Source organism: Streptomyces sp. NPDC088400 (assembly GCF_044753355.1).
Lineage (GTDB): Bacteria > Actinomycetota > Actinomycetes > Streptomycetales > Streptomycetaceae > Streptomyces.
Genome location: NZ_JBIVMZ010000001.1, coordinates 1,064,399 through 1,083,517, shown reverse-complemented (window position 1 = coordinate 1,083,517; position 19,119 = coordinate 1,064,399). Strand labels below are relative to the sequence as shown.

14 protein-coding genes are annotated in these 19,119 nt (G+C 69.6%); 8 read left to right on the top strand and 6 right to left on the bottom strand.

Annotation, left to right across the window (positions count from 1 at the left end; all coding sequences use genetic code 11):
* Window positions 1–10: 10 nt before the first annotated feature.
* Window positions 11–805, bottom strand: coding sequence for an NAD-dependent epimerase/dehydratase family protein (locus tag ACIQD6_RS04875; protein WP_401877949.1), 795 nt, complete (start codon window positions 803–805; stop codon window positions 11–13).
* 195 nt (window positions 806–1,000) lie between these two features.
* On the opposite strand from ACIQD6_RS04875, the gene ACIQD6_RS04870 reads away from it, so the two are divergent.
* The 5 genes from ACIQD6_RS04870 to ACIQD6_RS04850 all read left to right on the top strand — a co-directional run bounded on the left by ACIQD6_RS04870 (window position 1,001) and on the right by ACIQD6_RS04850 (window position 5,860).
* On the top strand, window positions 1,001–1,567 hold the full coding sequence (locus tag ACIQD6_RS04870; RefSeq protein ID WP_401877947.1) for a TetR family transcriptional regulator: 567 nt from the start codon (window positions 1,001–1,003) through the stop codon (window positions 1,565–1,567).
* 66 nt (window positions 1,568–1,633) lie between these two features.
* Window positions 1,634–2,518 carry a class I SAM-dependent methyltransferase gene (locus ACIQD6_RS04865; RefSeq protein ID WP_401877945.1) on the top strand — a complete coding sequence of 295 codons (885 nt, stop codon included), beginning with the start codon at window positions 1,634–1,636 and terminating at the stop codon, window positions 2,516–2,518.
* Between the two features lie 71 nt (window positions 2,519–2,589).
* The gene (locus ACIQD6_RS04860) at window positions 2,590–2,871 is read left to right on the top strand and encodes a hypothetical protein (protein WP_401877943.1); all 282 of its coding nucleotides are present in this window, start codon (window positions 2,590–2,592) and stop codon (window positions 2,869–2,871) included.
* A 170-nt stretch (window positions 2,872–3,041) separates the two neighbouring features.
* Window positions 3,042–5,069, top strand: a complete 2,028-nt coding sequence (locus tag ACIQD6_RS04855; protein WP_401877941.1) for a M4 family metallopeptidase — start codon at window positions 3,042–3,044, stop codon at window positions 5,067–5,069.
* A gap of 251 nt (window positions 5,070–5,320) precedes the next feature.
* Complete coding sequence (locus tag ACIQD6_RS04850) at window positions 5,321–5,860, top strand: SMI1/KNR4 family protein (protein ID WP_401877939.1); 540 nt, start codon at window positions 5,321–5,323, stop codon at window positions 5,858–5,860.
* Window positions 5,861–5,990: 130 nt separating this feature from the next.
* Here the strand turns inward: ACIQD6_RS04850 and ACIQD6_RS04845 are convergent, their stop codons facing one another.
* The 3 genes from ACIQD6_RS04845 to ACIQD6_RS04835 all read right to left on the bottom strand — a co-directional run bounded on the left by ACIQD6_RS04845 (window position 5,991) and on the right by ACIQD6_RS04835 (window position 10,701).
* Window positions 5,991–7,397, bottom strand: coding sequence for a DUF2252 domain-containing protein (locus tag ACIQD6_RS04845; protein ID WP_401877938.1), 1,407 nt, complete (start codon window positions 7,395–7,397; stop codon window positions 5,991–5,993).
* Between the two features lie 249 nt (window positions 7,398–7,646).
* Complete coding sequence (locus ACIQD6_RS04840) at window positions 7,647–8,888, bottom strand: alginate lyase family protein (RefSeq protein WP_401877936.1); 1,242 nt, start codon at window positions 8,886–8,888, stop codon at window positions 7,647–7,649.
* 205 nt (window positions 8,889–9,093) lie between these two features.
* On the bottom strand, window positions 9,094–10,701 hold the full coding sequence (locus tag ACIQD6_RS04835; protein ID WP_401877935.1) for an FAD-dependent oxidoreductase: 1,608 nt from the start codon (window positions 10,699–10,701) through the stop codon (window positions 9,094–9,096).
* A 61-nt stretch (window positions 10,702–10,762) separates the two neighbouring features.
* Between ACIQD6_RS04835 and ACIQD6_RS04830 the strand changes: the two genes are divergently transcribed.
* On the top strand, window positions 10,763–11,413 hold the full coding sequence (locus ACIQD6_RS04830; protein WP_401877933.1) for a TetR/AcrR family transcriptional regulator: 651 nt from the start codon (window positions 10,763–10,765) through the stop codon (window positions 11,411–11,413).
* Window positions 11,414–11,522: 109 nt separating this feature from the next.
* Here ACIQD6_RS04830 and glgP read toward each other — a convergent pair whose 3' ends face one another.
* Window positions 11,523–14,294, bottom strand: coding sequence for an alpha-glucan family phosphorylase (gene glgP, locus ACIQD6_RS04825; RefSeq protein WP_401877931.1), 2,772 nt, complete (start codon window positions 14,292–14,294; stop codon window positions 11,523–11,525).
* 575 nt (window positions 14,295–14,869) lie between these two features.
* A complete protein-coding gene (locus ACIQD6_RS04820) occupies window positions 14,870–15,046 on the bottom strand; it encodes a hypothetical protein (RefSeq protein ID WP_401877929.1) in 177 nt (58 codons plus the stop codon).
* 50 nt (window positions 15,047–15,096) lie between these two features.
* Here ACIQD6_RS04820 and ACIQD6_RS04815 point away from each other — a divergent pair, with 50 nt between their 5' ends.
* Together ACIQD6_RS04815 and treS are read left to right on the top strand one after the other, a co-directional pair.
* A complete protein-coding gene (locus ACIQD6_RS04815) occupies window positions 15,097–17,169 on the top strand; it encodes an alpha-1,4-glucan--maltose-1-phosphate maltosyltransferase (RefSeq protein WP_401878162.1) in 2,073 nt (690 codons plus the stop codon).
* Window positions 17,166–18,890 (top strand): maltose alpha-D-glucosyltransferase, encoded by a 1,725-nt coding sequence (treS, locus tag ACIQD6_RS04810; protein ID WP_401877927.1) that lies wholly within the window; start codon window positions 17,166–17,168, stop codon window positions 18,888–18,890. Before ACIQD6_RS04815 ends, treS begins: the two co-directional genes overlap by 4 nt.
* The last annotated feature ends 229 nt before the right edge of the window (window positions 18,891–19,119 follow it).

The following is a 19,119-nucleotide window of genomic DNA, read 5'->3' as shown; positions in this document are numbered from 1 at the left end:
TTCGTTTGGATCAGGCCGGATCAGGGAGCGGGGTCTGGTGCCGTGGATCGCAAGGCGGAGGAGTGAGGCGACGCGGAGCGTCGTGGAGTGACGACAACGCGGCGAGGCGCGGTGCCAGGGCACGCGAGCCCGGCAAGATCCAAACGAGAGGCCCTAGGCGGAAGAGGTGCGCGGCGTCGGACCGGTGTACGGCGGGCCAGCGGTTGGTGCCGTCGCCGATGTAGCCGGAGACGCCTTTCTCTCGGGCGATGGCGACCACGGAGGCGAGGAAGCCGTGGTCCCCGTCGCCGTGCACGGTCGGAGGAAGCCGTACGACCGACGAGCGGATGCCGTGATCCGCGAGGGCGGCCGTCGCGTGCGCGTTGGCCAGCCGCTTGGCCGGGCCGCCGGTCCAGTGGGCGGCGGTCGGGCCGGACGGTTGGCCGTCCTGCTCGGTGGCGACCTGCCCCGGCGCCAGCCCGAGCGTCCCGGAGGCGATGAGGAACGGACGGCCGGAGCCCGCGAGCGCCTCTCCGAACGTGTCGATGGCACGCCGGTCCGCGTCGGCGGCGTCCTCGAAGCCGCCGCTGAACGCGATGTCGTGCTTGAAGGCGAGGTGGATCACGCCGTCGGACTCGGCAGCCGCGCCGCGCAGGGTGTCGAGATCGTCGAGGGTGCCACGGCGCACCTCGGCGCCGGCCTCGGCGAGGGCGACGGCCGAGGCGTCCGAGCGGGCGAGCCCGACGACCTGGTGACCGGCGCCGATGAGCTCCGGGACCACGGCTGAACCGATCCAGCCGGACGCGCCGGTGATGAACACACGCATGAGGAGAACCTCCCGGGTAAGCCGATCGCCCTCGCCGCGAGGTACTGGGCGCACCGAGTACTGGCATACCGAGTACGGGCGGTACTGAATACCGGATTACCGAGGCACGGGACGCGCGGCGAACACGTCGATGTCAGTAACTGTCATCAACCGTAGCACCTGATGTCAGCGACTGCCATCACGTAGGATCGCGGCATGGGTCGATGGGAGCCGAACGCGCGCGGGCGCCTTGAGCAGGCAGCGCTGGACCTCTACAGCGAGCGCGGGTTCGAGCAGACCACCGCCGCACAGATCGCCGAACGCGCCGGGCTCACCGAGCGGACGTTCTTCCGGCACTACGCCGACAAGCGCGAGGTGCTGTTCGGGGGTGCGTCCGCGCTGGAGCAGATATTCGTGGACACTCTCGCCGACACCCCGGACACGGCCGCGCCGATCGAGTCGATGGCCTCGACGCTGGAGACCGTCGCCACCTTCTTCACGGAGCGCCACGAGCACTCCCGGCAGCGCCAGGCCGTCATCATGGCGAACGCGGAGCTGCGCGAGCGCGAGCTGATCAAGCTCGCATCCCTGTCCACGGCGCTCGCCGCCACACTGCGCCGACGCGGCGTCAAGGACCCGGCCGCCACCCTCACCGCGGAGGCGGGCATCGCCGTCTTCAAGGTCGGCTTCGAGCGCTGGGTCGGCGACAGCGGAGAACGCGCCCTGGCGGATTTCCTGCGGGAGTCGCTCGACGAACTGAGGGTCGTGACCGCGGGCGAGTAACCACAGGCCCGGTCGCGGCAGCAGGTCGGGCCGCTGCAGCGGGTCCGGCCGTAAAGAGAGAACACCATGACAGACGAGCAGCACGAGGCACACGAGGCACACGAGGCACACGAAGAACCGGACAGCACCGCCGTGCGGGTGGCCCTCTGGCGGGCGTTGCACGTACGGGTCGATCCCCCGCCCCACGTACTCGAGGACGAGATCGGCCTGCGGCTGGTGGGCCCCGACGACGGATGGCGGCGGCGCCCGGACATGGACCCGGCCGCCACCAGCGCGTTCCGGGCGGCCATTGTGGCCCGTGCTCGTTTCATCGAGGACCTGGTCGTCGAGCAGGCCGGCCGTGGCGTCGCCCAGTACGTCGTCCTGGGGGCCGGACTGGACACCTTCGCCCAGCGCAGGCCGGAGATCGCCGCCCGCCTGCGGGTGTTCGAGGTGGACCAGCCGGGCCCCCAGGCCTGGAAGCGCCGACGACTGAACGAGCTCGGCTACGGGGTCCCCGACTGGCTGCGCCTGGTGCCGGTCGACTTCGAGGCGAGCGGGGACTGGTGGAAGCAGTTGTCCGCCGCCGGTTTCGATCCCGGCCGACCGGCGGTCGTCGTCTCCACCGGGGTCACCGTGTATCTCACCAAGGACGCCACCGCGGCCACCCTGCGCCGGCTCGCCGGACTCGCCCCCGGCTCGACGCTCGCCATGACGTTCATGCTGCCGACCGAACTTCTCGACGCCGCCGACCGTCCCGCGCTCGAAGCGACCAAGCCCAGGGCGCGAGCGGCCGGAACGCCATTCATCAGCTTCTACACCCCGCCCGAGATGCTGGCGCTGGCCCGCGACGCCGGCTTCGAGGACGTCCGGCACGTGTCGGGAAGCGTTCTCGCCGAACGCTACTTCGCCGACCGGACCGACGGTCTCCGCCCGTCGAGCGGGGAGGATCTGCTGGTGGCCTCCACCTGACGCGCCCGGGCCGACCGTCGCGCGCGCTTTCGTACAGCGCGCTCCAACTCGCCGGGCTCACACCGCACGAGATGCTCCACAGCCACCTCACAGATTTCGCCTATGTCCAACGGCTGTCCATGGAGCCGGAGTTGGAGACTCGGGACCGGCAGGACACCGGGCTGTCCGGCGGGGAGTGGATGGACCGGATCGAGCCACAGCTCGACGCGGGCACGGCGGGCGGCACCTATCCCCTGCTCAACGCCCTGTTCACACAGGACACATGCGAACTCGGTCTTGACCGGCTCTCTGAATTCGGGCTACAGCGAACGCTCGACGGCATCGCCGTAATGATCGCCGAAACGTCCGCTTAACGAACCCGCAATTTTGGACAGCGGACGGTTTCCGGCCAACTTGTTGACGCGCTCCTGACAGAAAAGCACCGCACCTGACACTCTTCCCCCGTTCTCCGCACCATTTGCTCCGCGTGCACTGTCCGGACGGCCTTCCGTGCTGTCCGATTCCCCTCGCAGAAGGAGTTCGCGTGAGACCCACGCCCAGCCGGCGCGCTTCCGCCGCCGGCGCTCTGATCGCCGCAGCAGCCCTGCTGACCGTAGGTGTGCAGGCCGGCACCGCCACCGCACAGCCCGACAGCGCCCCCACGGCCCCCGTAGCGGGCAAGGCCGATCCCGGCGCGCTGCCGCGGAGTCTTTCCCCCGCCCAGCGCGCCGCGTTGATACGCGAGGCCGACGCCACCAAGGCGGAGACCGCCAAGGATCTCGGCCTCGGCGCACAGGAGAAGCTCGTCGTCCGTGATGTCGTCCAGGACGTCGACGGCACCACCCACACCCGGTACGAGCGCACCTACCAGGGCCTTCCGGTACTCGGCGGTGACCTGGTCGTCGCCGCGTCGAAGGCGGGCGCCACCCGGTCCGTGAGCAAGGCGTCCACGTCCGCCCTGAAGAATGTCGCCACCACGGCCGGCATCGCCCCGGCCGCCGCCGAGAAGCAGGCGCTGAGCGCCGCCGCCGCGGACGGTTCGAAGAAGACCGAGGCCGACCGCGCGCCGCGCAAGGTGGTGTGGATGGCGCAGGGTTCCCCGACCCTCGCGTACGAGACGGTCGTCGGCGGTCTCCAGCACGACGGCACCCCCAACGAACTTCACGTCGTCACCGACGCCGCCACCGGCAAGAAGCTGTACGAATGGCAGGGCGTCGAGAACGGCGTCGGCAACACCCAGTACAGCGGTACGGTCACCCTCGGCTCGACCCAGTCGGGTTCGACGTACAACCTTACCGACGGCGGCCGCGGCAGCCACAAGACGTACAACCTGAACCGCGGCACCTCGGGCACCGGCACGCTCTTCTCCGGTTCGGACGACGTCTGGGGCAACGGCGCCGCGTCCAACCTGGAGACGGCGGGCGCAGACGCCGCCTACGGCGCCGGTCTCACCTGGGACTACTACAAGAGCGTGCACGGCCGCACCGGCATCCGCGGTGACGGCGTCGGCGCGTACTCCCGCGTCCACTACAGCAGCGGCTACGTCAACGCCTTCTGGCAGGACAGCTGCTTCTGCATGACGTACGGCGACGGCTCGGGCAACGCCAAGCCGCTGACGTCCATCGACGTGGCCGCCCACGAGATGTCCCACGGTGTCACCGCCAACACCGCCAAGCTGGTCTACAGCGGCGAGTCCGGCGGCCTGAACGAGGCGACCTCCGACATCTTCGCCTCGGCTGTCGAGTTCTACGCCAACAGCCCGCAGGACCTGGGCGACTACCTGGTCGGCGAGAAGATCGACATCAACGGCAACGGCACCCCGTTGCGTTACATGGACAAGCCGAGCAAGGACGGCGCGTCCAAGGACTCGTGGTACTCCGGCATCGGCAGTGTCGACGTCCACTACTCCTCGGGCCCGGCGAACCACTTCTTCTACTTGCTCTCCGAGGGCAGCGGCGCCAAGACGATCAACGGCGTCTCCTACAACTCCTCGACCTCCGACGGCCTGCCGGTGACCGGCATCGGCCGGGCGAAGGCGGAGCAGATCTGGTTCAAGGCGCTCTCCACGAAGTTCACCTCCACGACCAACTACGCGGCGGCCCGTACGGGCACGCTCGCGGTCGCCGGTGAGCTGTACGGCACCACCAGCGCCGAGTACAAGTCCGTCCAGGACGCCTGGGCCGGCATCGCGGTCGGCGCCCGTCCCGGCGGTGGCGGCTCGGGCGGCACGGCCTTCGAGAGCACCACGTCCGTCGCCATCCCGGACAACGGCGCGGCGGTCACCTCGTCGCTCGCCGTCACCGGAATCACCGGCAACGCCCCGGCCGCCCTCCAGGTCGACGTGAACATCTCGCACAGCTGGCGCGGTGACCTGGTCGTGGACCTGGTCGGCCCGAGCGGCGCTTCGTACCGGCTGAAGAGCGCCAGCGGCAGCGACTCGGCGGACGACGTGGTGGAGACGTACACGGTGAACGCCTCCTCGGAGGTGGCCAACGGCACCTGGCAGCTGAAGGTCCAGGACACCGCGTCCCAGGACACGGGCACCATCAACAGCTTCAAGCTCACCTTCTGATCCGTACGTTCACCTTCTGATCCGTACTCGGCTCTCCGATCCGTCAGCTCTCCGATCCGTGCTCAGCTCTCCGATCCGTACGCACCCGCTGGGCCGGTCGTCTTCCCAACCGAGCTGATCCGCTGAGCCGTCAGGTCGCTCGCCGTCCTGACCACACGTGCCGCCCGGGGTCCCCCCGCCCCGGGCGGCACACCGCTGTTCCGGGCGGTGGCCTCGTCACGTAGCTTGACCAGGCACGGAAGGAGAACCCGATGAACTCATCAGTCGCACACCTGGTCCAGGCCATTCCGCCGACCGTCACCCCGCAGCCCAAGGACTGGCAACAGGTCGAGAGCCAGGTCGGGGCGTCTCTGCCGAAGGACTACAAACAACTCGTCGATGCCTACGGCGGAGGCAGTTTCGACGATTCGATCTGGCTCCTGGAGCCGTGGTGCGCCAACAGGTACTACGACCTCGTGACCGAGAACAAGGAACGCCCCGAGATACTCGAACGGCTCTGGTCGATGGGCGAACCCAAGCCGCCCGAGCTGGCGGAGGACGGCGTCCGCGTCATCCCCTGGGCACTGACCGAGCAGGGGATGTACTTGTACTGGCTCGTCCGGCCCGAACAGGACCCCGAGGACTGGACCGTGATCCTCAATGAGGGGCGCGGGCCCGGGTGGGAACGTCACTCGGTGGCGTGCGGCCAATTCCTGGAGGGCGTGCTGTTGACGGGGGATGTCGAGTCCTCCTACTTCGACGATCTCCCCGCCGGTACGCACGAGTTCCGCCCCAGCCCCGCGTTCGCCTGAGGCACCCGTGGTGGGGCGGCGTCCGTTCCCGGGCCGTGTTCGCGAAAGCGGCGGCCGCCCCACCACGGGTGTCGGGCCACCGGCAGCGCGCCTCTCGGGCGCGACACCGGAAGGCATCACGCCAGGGACATCACGCGGCCGCCACCACCCGGCCCGCGCGCGCCGCGTCCACCAGCGCCCGGTGGTCCCGCTCGTTCTGGTCCGCGTAACTCTCGGCGAACTCCACCAACGCGCGGTCGAACGTGTCACCGCCACCCAGATAGGCGGCGATCGCGATCCGGTCCCCCGACCTGGCGTGGGCCCGCGCCAGGGTGGCGGCGCTGAACTCGCCGAACACCCGCATCCCGTTCGGCACCATGATCTGGGGCACCAGGATGCCCTTCCAGTCGTGCAACTGGCGTACGTAGAAGTCCCGTTGGCTCCGGTCGAACCCGGTGACCCGTTCCCAGCCGAGGAAGATGTCACTCGTCGCCTGCATGAGCCGCTGCCCTGCGACCACGCGCTGTCCCTGGTTGTCGTACTCGCTCTCGCCGACGTGCGCGGCGAGCACCGACCGGTCGGCCTCCTTGGCCTGGAGGATCAGCGGGTCCTCGTCATCCCGGCCCAGCAGCAGAAGGACCCAGCAGCGGGTGCCGACACTGCCCACGCCGACCACCTTGCGGGCGATGTCGACCAGGCGGTACTGCCGGAGCAGGTGCCGCCGGTCCGTGGAGAGGCTCTGGCCGTACCTCTCGATCAGGTCGGCGAGCTCATGGGCGATCCGGTCCCGCTCGGCGCCGGCCAGCAGGTCGTCGATCGGCACGATCAGCGGCGGATCGGCGTCGAACCGGCGCTGTCCGAGCTGGAGCCGGGTCAGCTTCTCGAACGCCCGCAGGTTGTCCGTCGACCGTGCTTTCGCCATCGCCTTGGACACCCGCCCACGGCCTCGCGCACTGAGCCGCGAGCTCGCCAGGGCCTGAGGTGCCTCCATGTCGGCGTGCTCGTACCAGACAGCGAGATTGCCCAGGCCGGCGAAGTACCGCATCCGCTCGCGGTACGACCGTACGGTGGCCCGGACGATGACCGCGCGCTCCTTCTTCGAGTAGCCGTTCTCCCGCCCCGCGATCACCAGGCTCGCGGCGAGCCGTTTGACGTCCCATTCCCACGGGCCGGGCAGGGTCTCGTCGAAGTCGTTGATGTCGAACACCAGCCGCCGCTCCGGCGAGGCCAGCAGCCGGAAGTTCAGCAGGTGCGCGTCTCCGCACAGCTGGGTGGTGATGCCGGAGCGGGGAGTGGCGGCCAGGTCACCGGCCATGATCGCGGCGGCGCCCCGGTAGAAACGGAACGGCGACTCCGACATGCGCGCGTAGCGGATGGGGATGAGCTCCGGCACTCGCGTGGCCGACTGTTCCTCGACCACCGCCACCGGATCCGGCCGCTTGTCGGCCGGTACGAACCCGGCATGGCTGGACCTAGGCACTCGCACACGAGCCGCCTTGCCCCGGGCGGCCCGCTCCTGGGGCGACAGATGCGGTACGCCGCCGCTGCCCTGGTTCATGGAAGTCGCCTCCCTGCCCACGGGGCGGAGCGGCCCCCACGCCCTGCCGGCGCGGAGCCCGGAGCACCCGGTACGAGCCCCCCGATGTCCCTATTGTCCGTCTCCTCGCGCTCGGCCCGCATCTCGGCCGCGGACGGCCGTGCCGCGGCCGAGATGCGGGCCGAGCGCGGACGGCGTCCGCGGCCACCCACGGTCACGGGCGGAGAACGGAGGGGCGCCACCCGGGTCCGGCGCCCCTCCCGACGGCCGTCAGTTGGGGTTGCTCGCGTTCGTCAGCGTCTCCCAGGCGACGAACAGGTTGTTCGTCCCCGCCGGCCGGCCCTGCTCGGTGAGCCGCTGGGTGTTGGTCATCGCGTAACCCAGCCGCGTGTTCAGCGCGTTGAAGCCGACCTCGGTGATCGGGCCGAGGCCACGCGTCACCGTGCCCCCGCACAGCGACGACGGTACGGACTCGGCCCCCAGCTCGTACTTGGCCTGGAAGCCCAGCGCCTGCCGCAGCCGCTCGCCGACCTGCGGGAACAGGTCCTGGCCCTGGATGCGCGCGGTCTCGTAGACATGGCCGACCGACGAGATGCCGTACCCCGTGTGGACGAAGTCGCGGCATGTCTCCTGGGTGAGACCGGTGACGAAGGTGCCCTGGCCCTGCCAGTAGCTGACGATCTTGGCTCGGGTGTCCAGGTTCTGGCTCGGTACGGTCCTGGGCAGATCGCCGTCCGAGGACAGGTAGATGTACGCGGGCACGCGGACCAGATATTTACCGATCGCCTTGTCGTAGCTCGCCTTGTCGTCGAGGAAGACGGATACGCTCACCGCCGCCTCCATCATCGTCAGCTCCCAGTTCCCGTTGGAATTGGACCCGTTGATGATCTCGGGCAGATAGACGGTGCGCAGCATCGTGCTGAACCGCGCGGAGTTGGCCCAGGTCCCCGAGCCGTTGGCGTAGACGTGCTTGATGATCTCCGCGGCCTTGGGCCAGGAGGAGCCGGCCCAGCCGGTCTGGAGCGGGGCGTTGCTGTTGGTGTGGTCCTTGATCGTGCCGGACCAGGCGTCCATGAGCTCGATGGACTTCTTCGCGTACCGGTCGTCGCGGGTGATGTACCAGGCCAGCGCGTCGGTGTACGCGGCGATGGCGTCCTCGCGCTCGTCGGTGCAGCCGTAGTTCGGGTTGGAGTACGAACCGCATTCGACCACCGCGCGGGGCTTGGCCGTACGCGACAGGGAGGCGTACTTGCTCGCCATCATCTGGTCGTACGCGCCCTTCCAGGGCTGGGCCCCGGCCTGCACCTTGCCGCGTACGAAGTCGAGTTGGGCGGTGTTGAGGTTGACACCGGGGTGGGTGAAGTTCTGCGGGGCGGCCGCGACGGACGGGGCCGGGGCCCTGTCCACCGTGGGCAATTTCTCGGCCGCCGCCGGGGTGACGAAGGCGGCGGCCGTCAGGCCCGCCAGGGCGGTGGAGAGAGCGAGCACGCGGGAGATGGATCCGGGGCGCATGTGGGGGTGCCCTTCCAGTCGTTGGGCGTTCCTCAGCCCCAACTCGGTTCATTCATATGAACATTGAGCGGGGTTGTGAACTCTGCACGGAAGAGGAACGTAGAACCAACCCATGAGCCCGTCAAGGTCTGGACCAATAGGGGTTCACGTACACACCAAAGGCGCATATACCGGAAGCACTTCAGCGCCCCACCCTCTCCCCCCACTACCGCAGCGGGTCGCCGAACCACTTGCCCAGAGCGTGGCGCAGCGCGTCCAGGTCGGTGGCGTCCGTCTCGCCGTCGGCGGCCCAGGCGACGTAGCCGTCCGGGCGCACCAGCAATGCGGTCAGCTCGGTCGAGCCGGGCAGGGTGCACACGTCGACCCGGTCGGCCCAACCGTCCACGGCGGCACGCAGTTTGGCCGAGTCGGCCAGGTCGAACAGCACCGGCCGGAGGAACCGCATGGCGTCCTCGACACCGGGCAGGTCCGGCACGTGCCGGCCGGTCAGCGGGTGCGTCGCCGGACCCATCTCGTAGCGGATGTCCAGGCCCTGCACCATGTTCACCAGCCGCTCCGTCACCCCCGGGGCCGCGATCAGCTCGCCGAACAGCTCGCGCATGGCGCGACTGTGCTCGTCGCGCCGCATGATCGTGAGCTGCGCGCGGGTGTTCGCCAGCACCCGCGCGGCGACCGGGTGCCGCTCGGCGGTGTAGCTGTCCAGCAGTCCGTCCGGCGCCCGGCCCCGCACGGTGGCGGCCAGCTTCCAGCCCAGGTTGGCCGCGTCCTGGAGGCCCAGGTTCAGACCCTGCCCCCCGAACGGGGGGTGTACGTGAGCGGAGTCGCCGGCCAGCAGGATCCGGCCCATCCGGTACGTGGCCGCCTGCCGGGTGTTGTCGGTGAACCGGGTCGCGGTCTCCACCGCGGTGATGGTCACATCCGCCCCGCTGACACGGCGCAGGCTGTCCTGCACCTCGGCCGCGGTGAGCTCCGCGCTCCGGTCCGCGGGCGGTCCGTCGAACTCCGCGATGAGGATCCGGCCGGGCAAGGTGTCGTGCACGTACATGCCGGTGTCGGTGAAGTTCCAGCCGCCGGCGAGGCGTTCGGGGTGGTCCATGGTGACGACGGCCTGGTATCCGGTCATCGTCGGGGCGGTGCCGGGGAAGTCGAACCCGGCCAGCTTGCGCACCGTGCTCCGGCCGCCGTCACAGCCGACCAGATAGCCGCCGCGCACGGTGACCTCTCCGTCGGCGGTCATGGCGCGCACGGTGACTCCGTCCTCGTCCTGGGCGAAGCCGGTGATCTCGTGGCCGCGCAGCACCCGCACGCCGAGTTCCGCCACCCACGCGCCGAGCAGGTGCTCCAGCGCCTGCTGCGGCACGCCCGCGCCGGGCGGCATCTCCAGCCCCGGTACGGCGCTCAGGAGCAGCCCGGCGAAGTGCCCGACGAAACGGCCCGACAGCCGGGCGTCCCTGCTGCTCGCGGACCGGACGTCCGCGCTGCTCGCCGACCCGGTGTCCGTGCCGCTCGGCGTACGGGCGTCCGTGCCGCCAGCCGTACGGGTGTCCGTGTCCCGGTCGGCGCCCTTCCGGACGAACGCCGCGAACCCCCCGCCGTACTTCGCCGACTCCGCGTCGAGCCGGGCCCGCAGCCCGCGCCGGGCGAGCGCCTGGGCGCTGCGGCCGTTTATCCCGCGCGCCTTGATCTCCCGGCTCCCTTCGATCAGCCGCTCCACCACCGTCACGGACACCCCGGCCAGCCGCAGCTCCGCCGCGAGCAGCAATCCGACCGGCCCACCGCCGGCCACCACCACATCAGTCACATCAGCTTTCATGTTTTTTATGCTGGACCAATTTTTATGTCGCGTCAATAAATATCCTTGGTACAGTTTGCGCATGCAGCCGGGACTACGCGAGCGCAAGAAGCAGGCGGCGCGGCAAGCCATCTCCAACGTCGCCACGGGCCTGATCTTCGAGCACGGGTTCGACAACGTGACGGTGGCGGAGATCGCGGAGGCCGCCGGTTTCTCCAAGATGACCGTGTTCAACTACTTCCCGCGCAAGGAGGACATGTTCCTGGACCGCCGGGACGAGGCGGAGGAACTGCTCCTCGGCGCGATCCGCGCGCGTCCGCCGGGCCTACCGGTGGTCGAAGCGGTACGGGCGCTGATGCACCGGCTGCTCGCGGAGGGGCATCCGCTGTCCGGTGCGCAGGCCCACGTGGCGGTGTTCGGACGGGTGGTCGCGGACAGTCCCGCGCTGCGCTCCCGCGCCCGGGAGCAGCGGGACGAGCTGGAGTCGGCGGTCGCGGCCCTGCTCACCGAGGAGACCGGCGACCCGCTCGGGGCCGACCTGGTCGGCAAGCTGCTGCTGGCCACGCTGCACACGGTGCTGACCACGGCGGCCCAGCGGCTGATGGCCGGTGACACGGCCACCGCGGTCGCCGCGGACCAGATCGGTGTGATCGACCGCGCCTTCGACCTGCTGGCGAACGGGATCGGCGACATCGGCGCGGACGCGCCGCGCTCGCCGCACACACCGACCTGATCAGCCGCGCATCCTGATCAGCCGCGCATGAGGAGGGCCGGGCGGCCACCGCCGCCCGGCCCCGAAGACCGCCTCTCAACCAACGCGCGTACCTCTCGCGCCCCGCGCGTCAGCGCATCAGCACTCCCGCGCCCTCCCCCGTCATCTCCGTCGGCAGTGTGACCAGCCCCAGATCCACACCGGTGGGGAGCAGCGGGTGCGCGGGCAGCACCCGTACCGTGTAGCCGTACGGGCCCGTACGGTCCAGGGCCAGCGGGCCCTCGTACACCCAGCGGCCCTCCAGATCCGGTCCGCCGGCCGGCTTGAGCGGGAAGGTCACCGCGTCCGCGATCGCGTCGTCCGAGCCGACGCGGCCCGCGACCGCCTGCACTTCCACATCGTCCGGGCGGAGTTCGCCGAGGCCGACGTTCACCCGCAGGGTGAGCGTGGAGCCCAGTTCGGCCGCGCCGCCCGTACCGCTCGCCGCCACCGCCTCCACGTGGTCGACCGACACATACGGCCAGAGCGTGCGCGTCCGGTACTTCCAGGCCGCCAGCTCCGTCGCCGTACCGGCGTCCAGGGCGCGGTGGGCGCGGGCGGCCGGCGCGTACAGCCGCTCCACGTACTCCCGCACCATCCGTCCCGCGAGCACCTTCGGTCCCAGGGTGACCAGGGTGCCGCGGACCATCTCGATCCAGCGGCCGGGCAGTCCGTCCGGGCCCCGGTCGTAGAAGCGCGGCGCGACCCGGTCCTCGATCAGCTCGTAGAGAGCGTTCGCCTCCAGGTCGTCGCGGCGGTTCTCGTCGGCGGCCAGGCCGTCGGCCGTCGGGATGGCCCAGCCGAAGTCCGGGTCGAACCACTCGTCCCACCAGCCGTCCAGCACCGACAGGTTGAGGCAGCCGTTGAGCGCGGCCTTCATCCCGCTGGTGCCGCACGCCTCCAGCGGGCGCAGCGGGTTGTTCAGCCAGACGTCACAGCCCGGGTAGAGCGTGCGCGCCATCGCCATCCCGTAGTCGGGCAGGAAGACGACGCGGTGGCGCACCCGCGGGTCGTCGGCGAACCGCACCAGCTCCTGCACCAGCCGCTTGCCGCCGTCGTCCGCCGGGTGCGCCTTGCCCGCGACGACGATCTGGACCGGCCGCTCGGGATCGAGCAGGAGGTCCATCAGCCGGCCGCGGTCGCGCAGCATCAGCGTCAGGCGTTTGTACGAGGGGACGCGGCGGGCGAAGCCGATGGTGAGGACGTCCGGGTCGAGCACCCCGTCGATCCAGCCCAGTTCGGCGTCCTGCGCGCCGCGCAGCCGCCAGGACGCGCGCAGCCGTTTCCGTACCTCGGTCACCAACTGCTCGCGCAGGGCCCGGCGTACGTCCCAGATCTCGCCGTCCGGGATCGCGGCGATGGCGTCCCGGCGCGGCGATCCGTCCCCGGAGTCCACCGCCAGGGCGTCCCCCGAACCACCGGAACCGCCCGAACTCCCCGCGCCCAGCCGGGCGATCTCGGGGGCCACCCAGGTCGGCGCGTGCACTCCGTTGGTGACGGAGGTGATGGGCACCTCGTCCGGGTCGAAGCCGGACCAGAGCCCGGCGAACATCTCCCTGCTGACCGCGCCGTGCAGGGTGGAGACGCCGTTGGCCCGCTGAGCGAGCCGCAGCCCCATCACGGCCATGTTGAACAGCGTCGGATCGCCGCCCGGATAGCTCTCCGTACCGAGGCCGAGGACCCGCTCGGCGTCCACGCCGGGCAGTTCGCCGTCGTCGCCGAAGTGACGGGCGACCAGCGCGCGGTCGAAGCGGTCGATCCCGGCCGGTACGGGGGTGTGGGTGGTGAAGACCGTCCCGGCGCGGACGGCCTCCAGAGCGGCCTCGAAGCCGAGCGGGCCCCCGGAGCCGGAACCACCGGAACCGGTGCCGGAGCCGGCGCTCACACTGACATCCGCACCCACACCCACACCGACATCCACACCGACATCGACACCCCCACCCGCATCCACACCCACATCAGCACTCACCAGCTCACGAATGCGCTCCAGCCCCAGGAACCCCGCGTGCCCCTCGTTGGTGTGGAACACCTCGGGCGCCCGGTGCCCGGTGATCCGGCAGTACGCACGCACCGCACGGACTCCACCGATACCCAGCAGCATCTCCTGGAGCAGGCGGTGTTCACTGCCGCCGCCGTACAGCCGGTCGGTCACATCGCGCTCGCCCGGTCCGTTCTCCTCGACGTCCGAGTCGAGCATCAGCAGCGGCACCCGGCCCACCCGCGCCTGCCAGACGCAGGCGCGCAGCGAGCGGTGTCCCGGCAGGGTGAGGACGACATGGGCCGGGGTGCCGTCCGCCTCGCGCAGCAGGGTCAGCGGCAGCTCGTCGGGGTCGAGGACCGGATACTGCTCCTGCTGCCAGCCGTCCCGCGAGAGGGACTGGCGGAAGTAGCCGTGCCGGTAGAGCAGTCCGACACCGATGAGCGGTACGCCGAGGTCACTGGCGGCCTTGAGATGGTCACCGGCGAGGATGCCGAGCCCGCCGGAGTACTGCGGCAGGGCCGCGGTCACCCCGAACTCGGGCGAGAAGTACGCGACGGCCGCGGGCAGCTCCGCGCCCTGGCCGTCGCGTTCCTGGTACCAGCGGTCGCCATGCAGGTAGGTGTCGAGATCGGCCGCCACGGCGGCCAGCCTCTCCAGAAAGGGACGGTCCCCGGCCAGCCCGGCGAGGCGGGCGGCGGACACGCTTCCGAGCAGCCGTACGGGGTCGCCGTCGGCGGCCCGCCAGCCGGCGGGGTCGACGGCCTCGAAGAGCTCTCGGGTCTCGGTATGCCAGGACCAGCGCAGATTGCGGGCGAGTTCGCCCAGCGGTCGGAGGGGTTCGGGCAGGACGGGGCGGACGGTGAACCGACGGATTGCCTTCACGCTTCCACCTTCGCAGGGGAGATACGAGCCGCAGCGGACAAACCACTGACACACGAGCCGGATGTACGAGCCGGACACCGGCCCGGACAACCGGACCGGTGGGACACACCACGCTGTGCGGCCCACCGTCCGTCCGACGTTAGCCGTACCCCGCCCTGCGCAACCACGGCGCATTCGCGCACTCACGCCCGGGTGTCCGCGCCCCGCCGGGGCAACCGACAAGGAAGCGGCTCCTGTTCGCGCCTGTCGCCCCGGGCTGCTGCCCGTACGCCCAAAGCAGTTACACGGGCAGTCGCACGAGTGGTTCGCCGTACGCCCGAGTAGTTAACAAACCGCCGGATTGCCCACCCGAAAGGAGTGGGAAGGCTCCTGCGGTACGCACGGCTCAGCGCACGCTCAGGACGCACCCGCACACGCATGCGCACCACTCACATGCACGCCACACATGTACGGCGCACACCTGCACGGCACATGCGCGGCTCATATGTACGGCATACGAGCGCGTCTCCACATGATTCCAGCGCTATTCGAGTGAACGCGGACAGGAGCGGCCATGCTCGCAGCGTCCCAGTCGTCTACCGAGCAGCTACAAAGAACACCCAAACCTCGCGAAAAGACGCATAAATCCATCCAAAGCGATCAATCTGCTCCACCTGCGTCACCTTCTTCGCCCGCGCCACCCGCTCCATCTGATCCACCTGCCCCGCCTGCTCCACCTGCCGCACCTGCTCCACCTGCTCCACCTGCTCCACCTGCCCTGCCTGTCACGCCCGCACAGCCCACAGGTGATCGAGTGAAACCACTGATTGGCCGCATTCCCGTCCTGGACGTACGTCCGCTCGTCGACTGCGGCAGACGCCCCGCGAAGGCGGTGAGCGGTGAGTCCTTCGAGGTCACCGCGACCGTCTTCCGCGAGGGCCATGACGCCGTCGCGGCCAACGTCGTCCTGATGGACCCCGCCGGCCGCCCCGGCCCCTGGACCCCGATGCGTGAACTCGCCCCCGGCACCGACCGCTGGGGCGCCGAGGTCACTCCCACCGAGGAAGGCCGGTGGACCTACACCGTCGAGGCGTGGAGCGATCCGCTCGCCACCTGGCGCCACGCGGCCGGCATCAAGATCCCGGCGGCCACCGACGAGGCCGATATCGCGCTCGTCCTCGCGGAGGGCGCCGAGCTGTACGAACGGGCCGCCGCCGGCGTGCCGAAGCGCGAGGGCCGGGAGGCCGTGCTGGCCGCCGCCGACGCGATGCGTGACGAGTCGCTGTCCGCCCGGGCCCGGCTCGACGCCGCGCTCGCCCCGGAGGCCGAAGCCGCCCTCGCCCGCCACCCCCTGCGCGATTTCGTGAGCTCCTCGCGCCCCTCGCCGCTGCTGGTCGAGCGCCGGCGCGCGCTGTACGGCTCCTGGTACGAGCTGTTCCCGCGCTCCGAGGGCGCGATCGTCCCCAAAGGCACCCGCACGAGCGGCGGCGCGAAGAAAGACGGCAAGAAGGACAGCAGGAAGGACAGCAGGAAGGACGCCAAGCACGAGCCGCCCGTCAGCGGCACGTTCAGGACCGCCGCCGAACGGCTCCCCGCCGTAGCCGCGATGGGTTTCGACGTCGTGTACCTGCCGCCGATCCACCCCATCGGCACCACCCACCGCAAGGGCCCCAACAACTCCCTGACGCCCGGCCCCGACGATGTCGGTGTGCCCTGGGCGATCGGCTCGGCCGACGGCGGGCACGACGCGATCCACCCGGACCTGGGCACGATCGAGGACTTCGACCACTTCGTGGAGACGGCGCGCACCCTGCGCATGGAGGTCGCGCTGGACTTCGCGCTCCAGTGCTCCCCCGACCACCCCTGGGTCGCCAAGCACCCCGACTGGTTCCACCACCGCGCGGACGGCTCCATCGCGTACGCCGAGAACCCGCCGAAGAAGTACCAGGACATCTACCCGATCGCCTTCGACAAGGATCTGCGCGGCCTGGTCCGGGAGACGACCCGCGTCCTGCGCCACTGGATGTCCCACGGCGTACGGATCTTCCGCGTCGACAATCCGCACACCAAGCCGGTGCTCTTCTGGGAGAAGGTCATCGCGAACGTCAACCGCACCGACCCCGATGTCATCTTCCTGGCCGAGGCCTTCACCCGGCCCGCCATGATGCACACGCTCGGCGCGATCGGCTTCCAGCAGTCGTATACGTACTTCACGTGGCGGAACACCAAGCGGGAACTCACCGACTACCTGACCGAGCTGTCCGGTGAGTCCGCCGCGTACATGCGGCCCAACTTCTTCGTCAACACGCCTGACATCCTGCACTCCTACCTCCAGGAAGGCGGCCGTCCCGCCTTCGAGGTACGGGCCGTGCTGGCCGCGACAATGGTCCCGACGTGGGGTGTGTACGCGGGATATGAACTCTGTGAGAACTCCCCCGCCAAGCCCGGCAGCGAGGAGTACCTTGACTCGGAGAAGTACCAGCTGCGGCCCCGGGACTGGGAAGCGGCGGAGCGTGAGGGCCGCACGATCGCCCCCCTCATCACCACGCTCAACCGCCTCAGACGGCGTCATCCCGCGCTCCAGCAGCTGCGTGACATCCACTTCCACCACGCCGACAACGACGCGGTCATCGCGTACAGCAAACGGTCGGGCACGGACATCGTTCTGGTGGTCGTGAACCTCGACCCTCACCACACCCAGGAGACGACGGTCTCGTTGGACATGGAGCGGCTCGGCCTCGAACGGCACGAGACCGTCCCGGTGCGCGACGAGCTCACCGGAGAGACCTATCACTGGGGCAGAGCCAACTATGTGCGCCTAGAGCCGGGCGTCACGCCCGCGCACATCGTGGTTCTGCGACCGTCCCCGCCGATCGGAGGGTCACCCACATCATGATCGTCAATGAGCCTGTCCACGACACGTTCGAGGACACCCCGGCCAAGGACCGCGATCCCGACTGGTTCAAGCGTGCTGTCTTCTACGAGGTCCTGGTGCGTTCGTTCCAGGACAGCAACGGAGACGGCATCGGCGACCTCAAGGGCATCACGTCCAAACTGGACTATCTCCAGTGGCTCGGAGTGGACTGCCTCTGGCTGCCGCCGTTCTTCAAGTCGCCGCTGCGCGACGGGGGTTACGACGTCTCGGACTACACGGCGGTGCTCCCCGAGTTCGGTGATCTCGCCGACTTCGTGGAGTTCGTCGACGCCGCGCACCAGCGCGGCATGCGCGTGATCATCGACTTCGTCATGAATCACACGAGCGATCAGCACGACTGGTTCCAGGAGTCCCGCAAGGACCCCGACGGACCGTACGGCGACTACTACGTCTGGGCCGACGACGACAAGCAGTTCCAGGACGCCCGGATCATCTTCGTCGACACCGAGACGTCCAACTGGACCTTCGACCCGGTCCGCAAGCAGTACTACTGGCACCGCTTCTTCTCCCACCAGCCGGATCTCAACTACGAGAACCCGGCCGTGCGGGAGGAGATCGTCTCCGCGCTCCGGTTCTGGCTGGACCTGGGCATCGACGGCTTCCGGCTGGACGCCGTGCCGTACCTGTACCAGCAGGAGAACACCAACTGCGAGAACCTTCCGGCGACCCACGAGTTCCTCAAGGCCGTACGGAAGGAGATCGACGCCAACTACCCCGACACGGTGATCCTCGCCGAGGCCAACCAGTGGCCGGAGGACGTCGTCGACTACTTCGGCGACTACGCGGCGGGCGGGGACGAATGCCATATGGCGTTCCACTTCCCGGTGATGCCCCGGATCTTCATGGCCGTACGGCGCGAATCGCGCTACCCGGTCTCGGAGATCCTGGCGAAGACCCCGGCCATCCCGACGGGCTGCCAGTGGGGCATCTTCCTGCGCAACCACGACGAGCTGACCCTCGAAATGGTCACGGACGAAGAACGCGACTACATGTACGCGGAGTACGCCAAAGACCCGCGCATGCGTGCCAACATCGGCATCCGGCGCCGGCTCGCCCCGCTGCTGGACAACGACCGCAACCAGATCGAGCTGTTCACCGCTCTGCTGCTGTCGCTGCCCGGGTCCCCGATCCTCTATTACGGGGACGAGATCGGGATGGGCGACAACATCTGGCTCGGCGACCGGGACGCCGTGAGAACCCCGATGCAGTGGACCCCCGACCGGAACGCGGGCTTCTCGTCCAGCGACCCCGGCCGGCTCTACCTGCCGACGATCATGGACCCGGTCTACGGGTACCAGGTCACCAATGTGGAGGCGTCGATGGCGTCGCCGTCCTCGCTGCTGCACTGGACCCGGCGAATGATCGAGATCCGGAAGCAGAACCCCGCTTTCGGGCTCGGCTCGTACACCGAGCTGCCGTCGTCCAACCCGGCCGTGCTCGCCTTCCTGCGCGAGGCCCCCTCCCAACAGGGCGAGGGCGACGACCTGGTGCTGTGCGTACACAATTTCTCGCGCTTCGCGCAGCCCACGGAGCTGGACCTGAAGGCCTTCGCCGGGCGTCATCCGGTGGAGCTCATCGGCGGGGTGCGCTTCCCCGCCATCGGCGAATGGCCCTACCTGCTGACACTCGCGGGGCACGGCTTCTACTGGTTCCGCCTCAGGAAGGACGTCTCGCCGTCGTGACGGCGTGAAGGCGCCTTCGCAGTCCTTCGCAGTCCTTCGCAGTCCTTCGACCACGCGTTGACCCGTGACCCGGTGTTAACGCGTGGCCCCCGTGCGAGGCGGTTTCCGTCGCCCCGCACGGGGCAGTCTCCCAAACATCCAGTTCGATCGAGTTCGTACGAAAACGATCCGTTCGGATCATCCTCACCCGACACGTCCCGCACAGCCGGACAGCCATTGCCGCAATCCG